Annotated in this window: 14 protein-coding genes and 1 pseudogene; 10 read left to right on the plus strand and 5 right to left on the minus strand. The window is 64.3% G+C overall.

Features of this window, described 5'->3' with window-relative positions; genetic code table 11:
• Nucleotides 1-4: 4 nt before the first annotated feature.
• The 3 genes from D2E23_RS06810 to D2E23_RS06820 form a co-directional block, all read right to left on the minus strand.
• Nucleotides 5-604: a TetR/AcrR family transcriptional regulator gene (locus D2E23_RS06810; RefSeq protein ID WP_126030207.1), complete on the minus strand. Its 600-nt coding sequence runs from the start codon at nt 602-604 to the stop codon at nt 5-7.
• A gap of 107 nt (nt 605-711) precedes the next feature.
• Nucleotides 712-972, minus strand: a complete 261-nt coding sequence (locus D2E23_RS06815) for a DUF6725 family protein (protein ID WP_126030300.1) — start codon at nt 970-972, stop codon at nt 712-714.
• A gap of 316 nt (nt 973-1,288) precedes the next feature.
• Nucleotides 1,289-2,764: a DASS family sodium-coupled anion symporter gene (locus D2E23_RS06820; RefSeq protein ID WP_126030208.1), complete on the minus strand. Its 1,476-nt coding sequence runs from the start codon at nt 2,762-2,764 to the stop codon at nt 1,289-1,291.
• Nucleotides 2,765-3,029: 265 nt separating this feature from the next.
• On the opposite strand from D2E23_RS06820, the gene D2E23_RS06825 reads away from it, so the two are divergent.
• Together D2E23_RS06825 and D2E23_RS06830 are read left to right on the plus strand one after the other, a co-directional pair.
• A complete protein-coding gene (locus D2E23_RS06825; RefSeq protein WP_126030209.1) occupies nt 3,030-4,661 on the plus strand; it encodes an NAD-dependent malic enzyme in 1,632 nt (543 codons plus the stop codon).
• Nucleotides 4,662-4,770: 109 nt separating this feature from the next.
• Nucleotides 4,771-5,739, plus strand: coding sequence for a LysR family transcriptional regulator (locus D2E23_RS06830; protein WP_126030210.1), 969 nt, complete (start codon nt 4,771-4,773; stop codon nt 5,737-5,739).
• Nucleotides 5,740-6,266: 527 nt separating this feature from the next.
• Here the strand turns inward: D2E23_RS06830 and D2E23_RS06835 are convergent.
• Nucleotides 6,267-8,051 (minus strand): annotated as a pseudogene (locus tag D2E23_RS06835) (bifunctional ADP-dependent NAD(P)H-hydrate dehydratase/NAD(P)H-hydrate epimerase); the annotation flags it as partial.
• 219 nt (nt 8,052-8,270) lie between these two features.
• Here D2E23_RS06835 and D2E23_RS06840 point away from each other — a divergent pair.
• Nucleotides 8,271-8,924 (plus strand): GNAT family N-acetyltransferase, encoded by a 654-nt coding sequence (locus tag D2E23_RS06840; protein WP_164520723.1) that lies wholly within the window; start codon nt 8,271-8,273, stop codon nt 8,922-8,924.
• 132 nt (nt 8,925-9,056) lie between these two features.
• Nucleotides 9,057-9,776, plus strand: coding sequence for an SGNH/GDSL hydrolase family protein (locus D2E23_RS06845; RefSeq protein WP_126030212.1), 720 nt, complete (start codon nt 9,057-9,059; stop codon nt 9,774-9,776).
• Nucleotides 9,777-9,860: 84 nt separating this feature from the next.
• Here D2E23_RS06845 and D2E23_RS06850 read toward each other — a convergent pair whose 3' ends face one another.
• Nucleotides 9,861-10,931, minus strand: a complete 1,071-nt coding sequence (locus D2E23_RS06850; protein WP_241227243.1) for a glycosyltransferase family 2 protein — start codon at nt 10,929-10,931, stop codon at nt 9,861-9,863.
• Nucleotides 10,932-11,174: 243 nt separating this feature from the next.
• Here D2E23_RS06850 and D2E23_RS06855 point away from each other — a divergent pair, with 243 nt between their 5' ends.
• The 6 genes from D2E23_RS06855 (at nt 11,175) to D2E23_RS06880 (ending at nt 16,871) form a co-directional block, all read left to right on the plus strand.
• Nucleotides 11,175-12,161, plus strand: a complete 987-nt coding sequence (locus tag D2E23_RS06855; protein ID WP_126030214.1) for a tyrosine recombinase XerC — start codon at nt 11,175-11,177, stop codon at nt 12,159-12,161.
• Nucleotides 12,162-12,218: 57 nt separating this feature from the next.
• A complete protein-coding gene (locus D2E23_RS06860; RefSeq protein WP_126030215.1) occupies nt 12,219-13,079 on the plus strand; it encodes an exodeoxyribonuclease III in 861 nt (286 codons plus the stop codon).
• Nucleotides 13,080-13,137: 58 nt separating this feature from the next.
• The gene (locus D2E23_RS06865; protein ID WP_126030216.1) at nt 13,138-14,013 is read left to right on the plus strand and encodes a DUF3710 domain-containing protein; all 876 of its coding nucleotides are present in this window, start codon (nt 13,138-13,140) and stop codon (nt 14,011-14,013) included.
• 6 nt (nt 14,014-14,019) lie between these two features.
• Entirely contained in the window at nt 14,020-14,754 is a 735-nt protein-coding gene (locus D2E23_RS06870; protein WP_126030217.1) for a DUF3159 domain-containing protein, read from the plus strand.
• Between the two features lie 170 nt (nt 14,755-14,924).
• Entirely contained in the window at nt 14,925-16,247 is a 1,323-nt protein-coding gene (locus D2E23_RS06875; RefSeq protein WP_126030218.1) for a class I SAM-dependent RNA methyltransferase, read from the plus strand.
• A 45-nt stretch (nt 16,248-16,292) separates the two neighbouring features.
• Nucleotides 16,293-16,871: a substrate-binding domain-containing protein gene (locus tag D2E23_RS06880; RefSeq protein ID WP_164520724.1), complete on the plus strand. Its 579-nt coding sequence runs from the start codon at nt 16,293-16,295 to the stop codon at nt 16,869-16,871.
• Nucleotides 16,872-17,277: the final 406 nt, after the last annotated feature.

The raw sequence follows: 17,277 nt of genomic DNA on the forward strand, positions 1-17,277 counted from the left end.
TTCCTCAGTTCAGCAGGTCCGCCGGAGCCAGCGTGCGCGCATGATCGATGATCGTGGCGATGGTCTCCGGCGACTCCTCGCATCCACGCTTCAGCCACAGCCAGACGATGGCGGTGAGCGACGCCGCAAGCATTTCGCGCGCATATACCGCGGGAATGTTGTCCCGTCCGGGCTTCTTACCCACCTTCTCCGCCTCGATGAGCAGCAGCTCGGTGATGATGTCCTTGGTGCGGTTGTACAGCTGCATGTCGTTGCCGCTGTGCGAGATGGCGTCGAAGAACGCGAAGTCGTTCTTGATGTAGCGCAGCCCGCCGAGCAGGGCCGCATAGGGGATGAGCTGTCCTTCGGGGCCGGAGGTGGCGGGCTGTTCCAATGCGGAGCCCGGATTGAGCATGATCTGCGTCAGATCGCTCATGGCGTTGGCCAGCAGCTGCTGGCGCAGATCGAACTTGTCGGTGTAATGCGTATAGAACGTGCCGCGGTTGATATGCGCCTCGCGGGCGAGATCGCTGACGGTCATGGCGTCGAAGCCCTTGGCGTTCGTCAGCGTGATGAACGCCTCCTTGATGGCGCCTTCGGTGCGGGTGTTCCTATGCTGGACCATAACCTCTCCTCGTGATCGGTGATGCCGTGCAAGTGCGTTTCGTCCTAGCCTATCACCGGTCATGATCAACACGTTGTTCGTATAGTCCGGGGAGAACGACGTTGCCGTCATATGCGTGGAGTCGTGAACCGCGGACGTTCGGGCACCGGCTTGAGTCGTACGATGCTCGTCGCGTCGACGGAGACGATCTCGGCCTTTCGCCGTCCGTTCGCCGACTCGTCGCGCAGCATGGTCAGCGTCCGGCCGTCCCAACCGGTGACATGACCCACGTAATCGCGATACTTCTCCCGGCCGTCGTTTTCGTCTACGCCGATGAGGGTGCGCACCACAATGCGCGCGCCGATCGGAATGTGCTTCGGTAGGATCATGGTTTCGAGTCTAGTCACGAGGTGGGGCCATCATACGGATGACGTCTGATCGCCGCTGGTGTGATTTGCGTCACATCAATCGGTTGCCATCGGTTTCCTCGAGGTGCCGTACCACGGTCAGGAGTAACGTGAATACCGATTGGTGGGAAGCCCTGCTCCGGACGAATTTCCCGGATGCCAACGGGGATGAGAAAAACCTCTTCGCGGACAATGATGTGCGAAGAGGTTTTTCTTTGCGTTCAGGTTCGGTTTGTGATGGTTCCCGTTCTGTGCGGTGCCATGGAACGGGAACCACGGATCGATTGCTACAGACCGGTCACCACAGGCCGATGATCTTCCACCATCCCATGCCCACGGTCAGCCAGATCGCCACCGTTACGATGCCGCACAGGAAACCGATCTTCAGAAACTCCGGCGTCTTGAGATAACCGGCACCGTAGATCAGGGCGGCCGGGCCGGACGCGTAGTGCGTCATGGCGCCGATCAGACCGGTGGCGCAGCCCAGCATCAGCGCCGAGGCGACCGGGGGAGCGCCGGCCGCCACGGCCACGCCGAGGAACAGCGTGTACAGGGCCACCGCCTGGGCCAGCTCGGCGGCGAACATGTAGTGCATCAGGAAGTAGCAGACGGTGAGCAGGGCGAGCACTGCCATCCATGGCATGCCCAAAGTGGCGTCGGCGATCAGATCGCCGGCCCATTCGGTCACGCCAAGCGCGTTGAGCGGCGTGGCCATGCCCACCAGCACGCCGAAGAAGATCAGCGTGGACCATGCCGACTTGTTGGCGGCCATATCCTGCCAGCCGATGATGCCGGTGGCCAGCAGCACGGACACGCCCAGGAACGCCACGGTGGTCGCATTGATGCCGGTCATGGAACCGGTGGCCCACAGCACGAGCATCACCACGAACGTTGCGGCCATGATCCATTCCTGCGCGCTGAGTCGTCCCAGCTGCCGCAGCTCCTCACGGGCGTCGGACTGGGCGGACGGCACGTGCTTGATCGTGGGCGGATACACCTTGTACACCAGTGCGGGGATGATCAGCAGGCTGAGCACGCCGGGCACGATGCCGGCCAGCGCCCACGTGCCCCAGCCGATCGTCACGTCGCTGTCGGCGGCGAGCTGCACCACCACCGGGCCGGCGGCCATGGACGTGACGAACATGGCGGAGGTGATGGCGTTCACGTTGTTCGCCGTCACGGCCAGATACGCGCCGATGCGCCGACGGGACTCGTCGTTCTCCGGCGTGGACTGCTGCACGTCGCTGATCGACGTGATGATCGGGAACAGGATGCCGCCCAGACGCGCGGTGTTCGACGGCGTGGCCGGTGCCAGCAGCAGGTCGGCCGCGGACAGGCCGTAGGAGATGCCGAGTGTGGATTTGCCGAGCAGACTGATGAATACCAGCGCCACACGACGGCCGAGACCGGTCTTCACGAATCCCTGGGCGATGAAGAAAGCCGCCACGATCAGCCAGATCGAGGCGCTGCCCAGACCGGAGAACGCCGCCGTCTTCGGATCCATCGTGCCGGTGAGCATCGCCACCGTGAGCCCGATGATCGCCACCGCGGCAGTGGGTAGTGGCTGCAGGATCAGGCCGAGGATCGTGCCGAGGAAGATCGCCAGCATATGCATGGCCTGTGGTTCAAGACCGTCCGGCGCGGGAATGACGTAGATCGCAACGGTGACGGCCACGCAGATCGCCGCCTTGATCAGTCGCATCGGTTCGATGGCTGTTCGTGACGAGTCCTTGGTGGTCCGTGCGGCGGTGTTGATGCTCGCTGCTGCTGCCATGATGTGCTCCTTTACACGAAAGATGGGTGGCTCGTCGCGGCGTCCTTGTGGCGACGGACTATGGTCCCGAGCATAGAAATCTGTGACCAGCCTCACAAATAACAAATGGCAATATGGGGCGACTCACCGTGCCGCATGCCGTAATCGTTGCGATATCAGGCGTGTCGTGCATATAAACGATCGTTATTTGTGAGGCGGACGGCATCTTCCTAATTTGGGAGACAACAACCGGGCAAGGAAGCCCACCCCATTCCAAGAAACGAGGATGATCGACATGACCGGATTCGCCACCCTGAAGGACTCCTTCGTCAACAAGGGCATCGCCTATACCGCCGATGAGCGTGTGGCCGCGGACGTCGACGGCCTGCTGCCCGCCGCCGTGCAGTCGCTCGACCTGCAGGAGCAGGTTATGTACGCGCGATTCCAAAGCTTCGACAAGGACATCGAAAAGCGCCTGTACCTGATGAGCGTGTGCCGTGAGAACCGCCGCCTGTTCTACCACGGCATGGCCAAGCATCTGACCGAATACATGCCGATCGTCTATGCACCCACCGTGGCCCAGTCGATCCAGCGCTACGACGAGTTCTACTTCGGCTCCGACGTGGCCTACGTGTCGATCGAACACCCCGAACGCATCAAGGACGCGCTGCGCCAGTACGCGCAGGATCGTGACATCGACCTGATCGTCGCCACCGACGGCGAAGGCATCCTCGGCATCGGCGACTGGGGTGCGCAGGGTGCGGAGATCCTCACCGGCAAGCTCGCCGTGTACACGGCCGCGGCTGGCATCGACCCGGCCCGCGTGCTGCCCGTCATGATCGATGTGGGCACCGACCGCAAGGAACTGCTCGACAATCCGCACTACGTGGGCAACCGGTTCCCCCGCGTCCGTGGCCAGCGCTACGACGATTTCATCGAAACGTTCGTGCGCGACAGTCTGGAACTCTATCCGGATGCGCTGCTGCACTGGGAGGACTTCGGCCGTCCATGCGCCGCGCCGATTCTGGAACGCTACCGTCACGACGTGCTCACGCTCAACGATGACATCCAAGGCACCGGCGTGACCGTGCTCGCCGCGCTCGTGGCCGCCCGTCGCATCGCCGGTACAAGCTATGACGATACGCGCATCCTCGTATTTGGCGCCGGCACCGCCGGCGTGGGCATCGCTGACCAGCTCGTCGACGACATGGTGCTCGAAGGCGGCATGGACCGCGCTGACGCCATGAGCCGTGTGGCGCTTGTGGACCGCTATGGTTTGATCCTCGCCGGACAGGACGGGCTGACCGAAGGCCAGGCCAAGTATGCGCACGATCCGGCCGAATTCGCCGGCCTCGACGACATTACCGATCTGGCCGCCGTGGTCGACGCGTTCAAGCCGTCCGTGCTCATCGGCACCTCCACCCGTCCCGGCGCGTTCAACGAGCAGGTGGTTCGCGCCATGGCCTCCCATGTGGAACGCCCGCTGATCTGCCCGATCTCCAACCCCACCGAACTGGCCGAAGCCAAGGCCGCCGACGTGATCCGCTGGACCGAAGGCCGTGCGTTCGTGATCACCGGCACCCCGTCCGCCCCCGTGGAGTACGACGGCGTGACCTACCACATCGGCCAGGGCAACAACGCGCTCATGTACCCCGGCATCTGCTTCGGCGCGATCGTCGGCAGGGCCCGACTCATCAGCGACCGCATGCTGCTCGCCGCGGCCCACGCCATCTCCGGCATGATCGACGTGAACGAACCCGGCGCCGCCGTGCTGCCGCCCGTGTCGTCGCTCACCGAAATTTCCCGCCGTGTGGCCATCGCCGTGGCCGAACAGGCCATCGCCGAAGGACTCAACCGTGAGCCGGTGCCGGATGTGGCCGCCGCGGTGGAGGCCAACACCTGGCATCCCGAGGCATAGTGGCATAGGGCATATGCTCCTCGCCGCGTTATGAGCCTCCCCGCCACTTCCCGGGTTCTCCACGTACAATGACTGGAGAACAACGGTTGGAAGCGGGGAGGCTTTGCTCATGGCGTCAATCGACAATGTGCGCGACATGGAACTGTTCCAGCTCGTCGCCGAGCTTGGCAGTTTCACCGACGCGGCGTCCGCGGCCCGAGTCTCCCAGCCCACGGTGTCGTTGGCGGTCAAACGCCTGGAGCAGCGTCTTGGCGCGACTCTGGTGGAACGTCACCGGTTCGGGGCCAAAGGCGGGATTTCCCTCACCGAAGCCGGACTCGTGGTCATGCGGCATACCGCATCCATCCTCAACGAACTTGACCGGCTTTCCGAAGAGCTGCAGGAGACGCAGCGCGCGAGCCGATACAACGTGGGCCTGCCACCCATCATCTCCGCCTATCTGCTTGGCGCCGACTCGCTCGGTACGCTCGCTCACCGCCTTGGCGGACAGGTGGATGTGCAATCCGTGGGCTCGCAACGGCTCATGCGGCAGATCGAACGGCATACCGTGGATTTCGGCGCCGTGGCCAGCGTGGACCAGGCGCCCAGCATCGGCGGCATCCGGACGTTCCGCATCGCCTCGTTCCCGTTCGTGCTCGCCTACGCGATCGGCAATCCGCCACAGGGCCTGACCGCAGTGGGGGATCGCACGGTCTTCGACTTTTCCAATACGGCACTGGTCGATTCCCTGCGATTCGTCACGCTCGGCGACGATTTCGTGCATTCCAAGGCCGCCACCACGTTCCTGCGTTCGCAGGTGGACGCCACGCGACTCATCGAAGTGGCCGATGTGAACACCATGAAGGCGATCATCGCCTCCGGACTGGCCGTGGGGCTCATGGCCTCGGTGGCCGTCGACCATGACGACCGGCTGGCCTCGATGCCGGTCGTCGGCGTGAACCTACCCGACTTCGACGTCTACGTGTTCAACGACGAGACACGTGAGGCCGCGAACCGGGACGGCGTGGAGGATTCCGGCCGTGAAACCCCATCGCAGACCTTTCTTGGCATCATCGGGGAGCATCTGTCCCGGAGCTAGGTGGGGTGTATGGGGCTGTAGCCCTCCCTCAGTCCGGCCTCCGGCCGGCCAGCTCCCTCCCTCGGAGGGAGCACGAAGGGAAGAAGCATGTGCTCCCTCCGAGGGAGGGAGCTGTCACGCGCAGCGTGGCTGAGGGAGGGATCCAAGCCAATCACCCTCAGTCACGCTGGAATGACTCTCCTTTTCCGTGATCGCTCCGGAAGTCACTCCTCCCGATCCGTATACCGGGCCAGCAGCGCATCGGCCAGAGCATCAAGCTCCTCATCCGTGTAATCGCGATCCGCATCCAGCACGATCTCATCATCCGATTCGCCGCCAAGATTCACACCGGCAAGATCGGCGACATCATGCACGCCGTCATCGCTAACAGTCAGCGGCGTGCCATCGGAGGAGTACACGCGCACGTCATCCGAATCGTCCTCCGCGTCGTTCGCGATATCCGGGTCGACCGTGGGGCCGTCTCCGTCATCGTCGCCATCGGAGTCCGCGTCGTCATCGCCGTCGTCGTCCGGCTCATCGTCGTACAGGCGCACCAGATCACCGAACGCCAACGGCAGATGCGCCGCCACGTCGCCGGCGCGAATCGGCAGACCCAACGTGCCCGCGACCGCATCATCCGATGCGACCTCCGGTTCCATGGCATTGAGGAACGCGATCGGATGCTGACCGTCATAGACCACTGGCTCGCATAGGCCCGACTGCGTGGAAGCGGACGCCATGGCCGCAGCCAAACCATGAATATAGGCGCCGACCGCCGCATAGATCGCCGTCTGATCGGGAAGCTTCTCCAGCGTCATGGCATTCTGCGCCATCACGGCGCCCAGCGTACCGGCCAGCACGTCACCCGCGCCGGCGCTCGCCAGCCAGGCCGGAGCCGAACCGGACACGAACGTCTGCGCATTGCCATCGCCGTCATCGCCCACCACCACGGTCACCGCGCCCTTGAGCAATACGGTCGCGCCAGTGAGCTCCCACGCGCGCGTGGCCCAGACGAGCGGCTCGGCCATCACCTCATCGGCGGTCACATCCTCGTCACGTTCGGAGATGAGCCGCGCCAGTTCGCCGGCATGCGGGGTGATCAGCACCTGCGGTACGCACGACTCGGGCAGCAGATCCAATGCCCCGGCATCCACCACGATCGGCGGCATCTCGTCGCTGCCCTCCTCATCCACGGCATAATGGGCGAGCAGCGCGGCGATACGCTTGCGCTGCGGATCCATATCGCCCTCATCCGGTCCGGCGGGCACGCCCGAACCCACCACCCAGGACTGCACGTGCCCCTTGCCCATCACGGCTTCAGGCACGCCGCGCAACACCATGTCCTGCGCGCGCACCGGACCCACATAGCGGATCATGCCCACGTTCGCGCTCGCCGCCGCCTCGCTGGACAGCACGGCCGCTCCCGGATACTCGTCCGAGCCGGTGACCAGACCCACCACGCCGCGTGAATACTTGGCGTCGTTGATATGCGGCAGGCGAATGGCCTGCGCGGCGGTACGACGGGTGACCGCCTCAACGGCCGGAGCGAACGGCTCGGTGTCGAATCCGAAGTCCACCAACACCTGACGGCCGCACACATACGTGGCCGGTGGCAGCAGATCGCACGGCTTCAGCGCGCCGAACGTGATCGTCACATCGGCGGGAATGTACGGGCCGGGCAGGGAACCATCGTTGATGCCCACGCCGGACGGCGTATCCACGGCCAGCACAAGCGGGAACTCGTCACCGCCACGTCCATGCGGCAAAGCGATCGTGTCAGGCAGCTCGCCGTTCTCGCCGATCTCCGCGGCGATATGCGCGGGAATACCCCGCAGTGCGCCGTTCAGTCCGATGCCGGTCATCGCGTCGATCACCAGATGCGAGGTCTCGATCACGCCGATCGCATCATCGAACAGATCGGCGGCCTCCTGCTCGTCCTCAGGGCCGGAGAATCCGGGAATATCCGCGTCGGGGTCCAGCACGATCACTTCGCCGCCCTCGGCGCGCAACGCGGCCAGACCCTCCTCGTGCAGACTGCGACCCACGGCCACCACGGTCACTTCGACGCCGTCATGCGCCAGCTCCGCCGCGGCGAACAGGCCGTCACCGCCATTGTCGCCGCCGCCGGCAAGCAGCACGATGCGCGCCGTATCGGGGGAGACATGGGCTCTGGCCATCATCACGCGCGCCGTCATGGCGGTCGCCGAAGCGGCCATGCGCATCAGCGGCACGCCGTCGTCGAGCAACGGCCTTTCCATCGCGCGCACATCGTCCGAAGTGAATGCTGCGGACTTGAACTCGTCCTCCAGCTCGGCGTCGTCATCGAACAACATCGACATCATCGTACCCAGCCTTCCCGCCGGAACCATGGTGCCCTTCACCATTGCCGGCCTGCCCCACCATTGTCCCTCACCGCGAGGAAAAACACGGATGATTCGCTGAACGTCGCGTGAATGTTCCCGGCGGGTTTCCCGATCGTCACGTCCGGCGATTGGCGTTCCGCGCACGCATCGGATAAGGTGAGGGACCGACTGAATGGAGGTTATGCATCAATGACGTCGCAAGCCGTGCTGAGGGCCATGCGTGCCGAGGACATGCCAAGAATCGAGAGGATCGTCCGTCGTACCTGGAATTACGATGACCAGGTCTCGGAACGCACCGCCGAACTGCTGGGCCGGATCGACACCTGCAACTGCCTGTCCCGCCGCACCTACATGCGTGTGGCCGACATCGATGGCGATGTGGCCGGGTTCATCGTCGTCAACGATCGGCGCAATCCCCGCCGGGACGTGCGCCTGCGAGCGCTGCAGGCCATATCCATGCTCCGTCTGCTGGCCAGTCGTGACGGTCGTGAGGGCCTGACGATGTTCCGCCGATACATGGCCACCGACCGACTGCTGGACAGGGACGCGCAGGAACAGGGCAAGCGCTACGACGGCGAGATCGTCCTGTTCATCGTCAACGACGAATACCGCGGCTATGGTCTCGGCCGTCTGCTGTTCGACGACGCGCTGCGGCATTTCCGCGAGATCGGCGTCGAGGACTTCTTCCTGTACACGGACACTGACTGCGATTTCGGCTTCTACGAGCATCGAGGCATGAGCCGTCGCGCGGCGCGATCGGTGAGTGTCACGCTCGGTGGACAGACCGATTCCATGGAGATGTACATCTATGACGATGTCGTCTCACGCCATCTTGGGAATTGAACGGCCAGGCCGGTGATCCCGAACGATTCCGGGCAGGTACCGTGCCGTGCCTCTACAATGTGTCGTTGACATGTATGGCGTCGCATCGTGGGGCTTGTGCGGCGCAAGGTATGGAAGGATGAGAGGCCGACGATGAATCTTGCACGGAAGACCAGGGTGCTGGCCGAGGCGTGGTGGGCCAAGCACCATGTGCATCTTGCCGAGGAGCCGGTGGGGGAGCGTTCCGGCGTGGTAGGGCCAATGGCCGCCGAGCGCAGTCCATTGAATCTGGTGGCCGTCGGCGACTCCATGGTGGCCGGCTGCGGCGTCGACGACCAGAAGGATGGGCTCATTCCCGACATCGCCAGAGGAATCGCCGACACGCTGAACCGACAGGTGCAGTGGCGGACGTACGGCAAGCTGGGCGCCACCATGCGTCGTGTGCGCTACCGTCTGCTGCCCGAGGTGGACGGCACCCCGGACCTGCTGATCGTATGCGCCGGGTCGAACGACATCATGGCCCAGCGCAGCGTCAGCGAATGGAAGGCCGATCTGGCGGCGGTGCTCGACGAGGCTCTGCCGCTGACCGACAACATCGTGGTGTTCAGTTCCGGACAGTTGTACAACAGTCCGTCGCTTGGCCCCGCGCTGCGCGAGTTCCTTGAGGGGCGTATCGACGCGCAGACCCGGGCCAGTCGGGAGATCTGCGCCGAACGTGGCGTGTTCTTCCTCGACATGACCCATGAGAATGTGCGCGCCGACACGGACGAGTTCTATGCGTCCGACCACTTCCATCCCGGCGCGTTCGGCTACCGGTACATGGCCGACCGCACCGTGGAACTGCTTGACGACTATTTGAAGCGCTTTCGCTGAAATACCGTGTGGCCGGACCGCTCCGACGGGCGTTCCGGCCACACGGCGCCGTGCTGATGTACAGCGGCTAGTTCACGCCCTGCGCTAGTTCACGCCGAACACGTTGTGCGCGATGCCGTAGCCGACATGCACGAGCATGCGTCCGATCGGACCGGGCACGTTGAGCAGACGGCCGATCATCGTGCGGCACACCGCCTCGTTCGCTTCCGGTGCGTGCTCGGCCAGATACGTCCACAGCTCGTCCTTGCGGCGGTAGTTCTCCTTGTCCTTGGACAGCACCATGAACACCGAGTCGATCGCCATGTTGATGGTCAGATAGTGGATCATGTACCGGTAGAGCCCGTCCGGCACCGCGTCCGGCGACGGCGTGGCGTCGATCATCGTCCGCACCACGCGGATCAGCTGATCGATGCGACGGATCATCGTGTCCTTCTCGACGGACTGGCCTTCACGGCCGATGAAGTAGCGGTAGAGGTCCTCGTCCATGTACATGAGCGTGCGCACCTGCGGCAGCGGCGCATACGCGTAGATGTTGTCCACGTAGAACGTGTGCTCCGGCAGGGCCAGGCGGGCCTTCTCGCGCAGCACCTTGGTGCGGTAGATCAGCGAATGCATGAGCAGGTTCTGATCGGGGCGGAACCGCCTGACGTCGTTCCAGCCGAGAATGCGGTTGACGGGCAGCACGCCGCGGTAGCGGATCGTCTGCTTGATACGCTTGCCCTGCTTCTCATACGTGTAGTTGGTGATGAGCAGGTCCACCGGCGCCTCAGCTTTGGCCTGGGTGCGCAGCTCGGCGAGCACGTTGCGCAACGCCACCATGTCGAGCCAGTCGTCCGCGTCGACGACCTTCACGTACATGCCGCGCGCGTTGGCCACTCCCGTGTTCACTGCGCCGCCATGACCCTTGTTCTCCTGGTCGATCACACGGATCACGTTCGGATAGCGCTTCTCGTATTCGCGGGCGAGCGCCGCGGTGCCGTCCTTGGAGCCGTCGTTGACGATGAGGATCTCGGTGTCGCTCAGATCCTGCTCGATGAGCAGCGAGGACAGGCAGCGGCCCAGATAGTCCTCCACGTTGTAGGAGGGGACCACGAAGGTGAGTACGATGTCGCCGGCCGTTGCGGTCGGATTGCTGGCGTTGTCGGTAGTGTTCACCCCTCTGTTAAACCATATATTCGCCCGGAGGCCAAACGCCACGCCCGAAATGCCCATTTCCGGTTCACGATTTGAAGGGGGGTTTGTATCGTGAACCGGGGTCGTTGATCGTGCGTTTGAGGAATCCGCGGAATTCCGGCGGTTTGAGGAATCGCGGAATGCAGGTGCCGGTTCACGATATCCAGCCCCCTCACAATCGTGAACTGTACGATGGCACATGAATGCCGATGAAAGGGGTTTGAGGTGGAGTACGACCGTCAATTGGACGCGTTCCTGGAGTATCTGGACCGCAACCGCGGACTGAGCGCGAACACCGTACGCTCCTACGGCGCCGATCTGGCCGAATGCCTGCATATCCTGCACCTGTATGGCGTGACCTCGCTCAACGCGGTGACGGTGGATGACCTGCGCTCCTGGCTCGCCCATGAATCGCGTTCGCACGCTCGCTCCTCCATGGCGCGCAAGGTGGTGTCCGTCCGCTCGTTCTTCGCGTTCCTTCAGGATCATGGCATGATCGCCTCCGACCCGGCGGCCGGACTCAAGACCCCGAAGATCCCCACGACCCTACCCGCGGTATTGAGCGAATCCCAGGCGGAGACCCTGATGAACAGCGTGGACGCCGCCGCCTCTTCCGCGCCGCGTGCCGCTTCCCCCGTCGCTCCGGATGGGGGTAGCGGGTCGAAGGATTCGTCCCACACCTCCGCCTCTCCGCAGCATCATGCCCTTGCCTTGCGTGACGCCGCGATCATGGAACTGCTGTACGCCACCGGCATCCGTGTCTCCGAACTCACCGGACTGGACCTCAACGACATCGACTTCTCCGCCCGCACCATCCGCGTGACCGGCAAGGGCAACAAGCAGCGTGTGGTGCCGTTCGGCGCCCCGGCGTCCAAGGCGTTGTCACAGTGGCTGGAAGAGGGAAGACCATGGATTCTTGAGCACGCCGGACGTTCGGAGACCGCCGTGTTCCTCGGTGCGAGAGGAAAGCGCATCGATCCGAGACAGGCGCGCACGGTGGTGCACCGGAGCGCGGCCAAGGCCGGCGTGCCGGACATCGGCCCCCACGCGCTGCGACACTCCGCAGCCACCCACATGCTCGACGGCGGCGCCGACCTGCGCGAGGTGCAGGAGATGCTCGGGCATTCCTCACTGCAGACCACGCAGCGCTATACGCACGTGTCCATCGAACAGCTCACCCGCCGCTACAATCAGGCCTTTCCGCGCGCGTGAGTCGATTGGCCCAAGCCGCCCACCGACACCGACCGCACCTACTACACTAAGGAAACCATGACGATCACGATCACCACTTCGAACATGAACGGCATCCGCGCCGCCCGACGCAAGAACGTCGGCAAATGGGTCGACGGCCACACTCCCGACGTCTGGTGCATGCAGGAGGTGCGCGCCCCGCAGACCGAGATCGATCCGATTTTCAACGACTTCGCCCGGCGGTACGCCGAACATGGCGCCGTGACCGATCCCGCCGATCTGCATCGCATGAACGAGGTGTGCCGCGTCAAGGGCCGTGCGGGCGTCGGCATGCTGACCACGCTGCCCGTGGCCGCCACCCGATACGGTCTGCCAGGCCTCGACGAGGACGTGGACTCCGGACGTTGGATCGAAGCCGATGTCGTCACGCCGGAAGGCTACACGATCACCGTCGTCTGCGTGTACGTGCATGCGGGAAGCGCCGAGGACGAGACAAAGATGGCGCAGAAGTACCGGTTCCTCGACCACATGCTCGTCCGACTCGGCGAACTGCGCGACGAGGCCGCCCGTGGCGGCAGACAGGCCGTGCTGTGCGGCGACTTCAACATCGCGCACACGCCGCTCGACATCAAGAACGCCAAGGGCAACGTCAAACATGCCGGATTCCTGCCCGAGGAACGCGCCTACGTGGACCGCTGGCTCGACGAATACGAGTTCGTCGACGTGATGCGCGACCTCGCCGGAGACATCCAGGGACCATACACATGGTGGAGCCAGCGCGGCCGTGCGTTCGATAACAACGTGGGCTGGCGTCTCGACTACCAGTTCGCCACACCGGAACTGGCCGAGACGGCCTGCGGGTTCATGATCGACAAGGCCCCCACCTATGAGACCCGCTGGTCGGACCATGCTCCGCTGAGCATCACGTACAACGTGTAACCTATGTAGCGGAAACAACGGAAACCCACCGTTCGTACGCTTGAAGAAACGAGGCACCATGGGACTGTTCGGATTCGGCAGGAAGAAGCACGCCGAGGAGGAAGCCAAGGAGAACGAGACGGACAAGGCCGTCGACACCGCCGAAGACGCCGAGACCGCCTCCGACGACTCCGAAGAGAACGAGGCCACCGAGGAGCGCGCCGACCGTCAGCCCACCGCCGACGGCGAGCGCGGCGAGAACCAGGGCCCGTGGGATGTGGACGATGAGAACATTCCCGACTACGACGACTACCTCGACATCGGTTCGCTCTATCTGCCGTTCCTGCAGGGCATCGAACTGCGTCTGAAGGGCAACCGTCAGACCAATCAGATTCTGGGCGCCACCATCACCTGGGGTGATTCCAGCCTGGAGCTCGAGGCGTTCGCCGCCCCCAAGTCCTTCGGCCTGTGGGATGACGTGCGCAGCGACCTCATGGATGCCAACCGTGGCGCCGAAGAGCAGGAGGGCACGTTCGGTACCGAGCTAATCCTGCCCGTCAAGGTGGGCAAGAAGATCCTCAAGACCCGCATCGTGGGCGTGGACGGTCCGCGTTGGATGCTGCGCGGCGTATTCTCCGGTCCAGCCGCCACCGATGAGGGCAGCGAGGAGAAGAAGACGCTCGACAAGTACTTCTCCGACGTGGTGGTCGAACGCGGCGAGGAGCCGCTCGCCCCGCGCGATCTGATCCCCATGCATCCGCCGATCGGTCCGGCCGAACGCGCCAAGCAGGCCGCTGCCGAAGGCGAGATCGAAGACGGCGAAGACGGCGAGGACTCCGGTGAGTCCAAGGCCGCAGAGATTCCAGGCAAGCCGAAGGGCCCGCTGAGCAAGACGCTCGAAACCGAAACGCAGACCACGCTGCGTCGCGGTCCGCTGTTCTCCGAAGTGCGCTGATCCGGCATGGGCCTGTTTGATCGCAAGACCGGCGACACGGGTGCTGGCGGTGTCGGCGAGAACGGCAAGCGCAGCGGCATGGCGTCCCTGGCGAATGAGGACTTCTCCGTCATCGACGCCATCGGCGGCCCCCGCGGCGTGCTCGAATCCGTTCTGCCCGGCGTGGTGTTCGTGGTGCTGTTCGTCGCCACCCGTGACCTGCATCTGACGGTCATGGTCGCCGCCGCGCTCGCCGTGGTCCAGGTGATCGTGCGCCTGTTGCAGAGACAGTCGGCCATGGGCGCGCTCGCCGGCGTGTTCGCCGTGGCGATCTGCCTGGTGTGGGCGTGGTTCAGTCATGATGCGAGGAACTATTATCTGCCGGGATTCCTGGTTAACTCGTTCTGGATCGTGGTGTTGGCGATCTCGCTGATCGTGCGGATTCCGGGCATCGGCGCGCTGGTGGAGTTCGTGCGCAATCCGGTGACCGAGCGTCCGCGCGCATGGCTGGCCGCGTGGCGTGACGACAAGCCGTTGCTGCGCGCGTACATGATCGTCACCGGACTGTGGATCGCGGTGTTCGCCGCCCGACTCGGCGTGCAGATCCCCATGTATCTGACGAACCATGTGGGCTGGCTGGGTACGGCGCGGCTCATCATGGGTGTGCCGATGTTCGCCGCCGCCATCTGGGTGACCTGGCTCATCATCGCCACCCCGCTGCACCGTCACCGCCTCGTCGAGGCCGCCGCCAAAGAGCAGTAGATACCGCGTAATGTGCTCCCTCCCAGGGAGGGAGCTGGCCGGCGAAAGCCGGTCTGAGGGAGGGATTGCACGGCACATGCTTTGCGATCCCTCCCTCTGTCACGACACCGTCGTGACATCTCCCTCCCATGGAGGGAGAACGATGCGAAATGGAAAGGAACCATACCCATATGAACACTCAGGTCCGTATCGAACGCTATGCCGATCAGGGCCGGTGCGTGGCGCATATCGACGGACGTGTGGTGTTCGTCCGCTTCGCGCTGCCCGGCGAACTTGTGACCATCCGTCTCGACGAACCGCATGATCGCGACGACCGGTTCTGGACGGGCGAGGTCACCGAGGTGATCGAGCCGAGCCCCGACCGCGTGGATCCCGTCTGGCCGCTGGCCGGACCGCTCGCATGGGGCGGGGGAGTGGGCGGCGCCGACATGGTGCACGTCTCCATCCCCGGACAACTCAAGTGGAAGTCCTCCACGATCAGCGAACAGATGCGACGCCTCGGCCATATGGACGTCGACGTGCCTGTAGCTGGTGTGCCGGACGACGTGGAGCGCCGTGGTCTCGGCTGGCGTACGCGCATCGAGATGATCGCGGACGATGACGGCCGTCCGTCCATGCGTCGCCGTGAATCGCACACTCGCGTGTCGCTCGACGCCATGCCGCTCGCCACCGACGCGCTCAACGCCGTGGCCGATGAGCTTCATGTCTGGGATGGCGGCTTCACCCCCGGCTCCCAGATCCGCCTCGCCGTTCCCGAACCCCGCAATGCTACCGCAGGGCTCCCCCCGCAGCGGGGGGAGCTGTCTGCGCAGCAGACTGAGGGGGGACTTGCATCCTCGAACTCTTCCAACTATGCCCTCCTCATCGACGGCAAGCTCAGGGCCGGCTCCCAGACCCTCACCGAAACCGTACGTCTCAACGACGGCCACGAATTCACCTACACCGTGGACGCCGGCGGCTTCTGGCAGGTGCATCGCCAGGCTCCGATCGCCCTGGCGAACGAGGTGATCGATCTGGTCCGCCAGCAGCTCGACGGCGCCACCTCGGCCGTGCTGTGGGACCTGTATTCCGGCTCCGGCCTGTTCACCCTGCCGCTGGCCAGCGCGACCGCCGAACGCACGCAGGTGCTCAGCATCGAGGGTGCCAAAACCGCCGTGAAGAGCGCACAGCGCAACCTGCGCGCCGCCGGTCTCGACAACGTGGACTCCCGCGCCGGCGACGTGTCGAAGACCCTGCGCAACATTCCGAAGAACCTCGCCCTGCCGGACGTGGTGGTGCTCGACCCGCCGCGCGCCGGCGCAAAAAGGCACGTATGCGAGCAGATCGCCGACTCCGGCGCCCGCAGCGTGATCTACGTGGCCTGCGATCCGACGAGCCTCGCCCGCGACACCGCCACGCTCACCGACCTCGGCTACGATCTGGCGCACATCCAGGGCTTCGACATCTACCCCAACACCCACCACGTCGAAACCGTGGCCCTCTTTACCAAATAGCCGCATCTGGTTGGCCAACATACAATGACGGTGATGAACAGTCGAATGGTGAGATGGGGCAGACGCGCCGCGGCGGCGGTCATGCTGACGTGCATGATGGTGCCGCTGGCCGGATGCATGCCACAGGACAAGGCGGTGGGGGACACGCAGGAGACCGCGGCGGCGATCGCGCATGATGGCGTGGATCGTGCCGACGCCACGGTCGGTGTGGTCGGCAGCACCGATGCGGCCAAGACGAGTCTGGACTCGCAGGTGGTGGAGGCGATCGGCAACGATCGCATGCCCGCGCTCTACGCCGCCGGCAATACGGACGCCGGCAGCCAGCAGAAAGCGGTGCGTGACTTCCTCGATCGCAACGTGAAGGCCATCATCCTGCATGCCGACCAGTCCACCGGCTGGGAGGAGACGCTCACCGCGGCCCGCAAGGCCGGCATTCCCGTGATCCTGCTCGCCAGCGCGATCGAACCCGACGATCAGACCCTGTACGCGGCCCGGTTCGTGGTGGTGCCGCGCGACACGCAGACCGGCGGCGTGAACTACGGCATCGGCGACGCCCTGATGCGCGTGATCGACGACAAACCCCACGCTAAAACCATGAACGTGCTGCTGACCGGAGTGGAGTAGGAGCTCTGCGGATTCCGTACGGGGAATGTACGTGTGAGCGGCAATGCGGATCGGCGTGCGCGCGGAATCGGCCTTCGGCCGATGCCGTTTGTGTTGTTCGCTTCGCTCACAACGAGTCACCTCATCCGTCCGGCTGCGCCGGACACCTTCCCCTCAAGGGGAAGGCGGCAGATCCCATATAAGCCCGTCTGCCAACCACCCGGCTTCCCCTTGAGGGGAAGCTGTCACGCGTACGCGTGACTGATGAGGTGATCCGTTTCCGCGACGGCGGAAACGAAGATACTGCATCGGCGGAGCCGATTCCAAGGAAAGCAGCCAATCCTCTCATCCCCACGGCTGATTTTCCTCCAATTCCTCCGTTCGCTACACCGTGAAACCCACCAGCGCTGACATAATGAATACGGTA

This window comes from Bifidobacterium callimiconis (assembly GCF_003952005.1).
In the GTDB taxonomy this organism is placed as follows: domain Bacteria; phylum Actinomycetota; class Actinomycetes; order Actinomycetales; family Bifidobacteriaceae; genus Galliscardovia; species Galliscardovia callimiconis.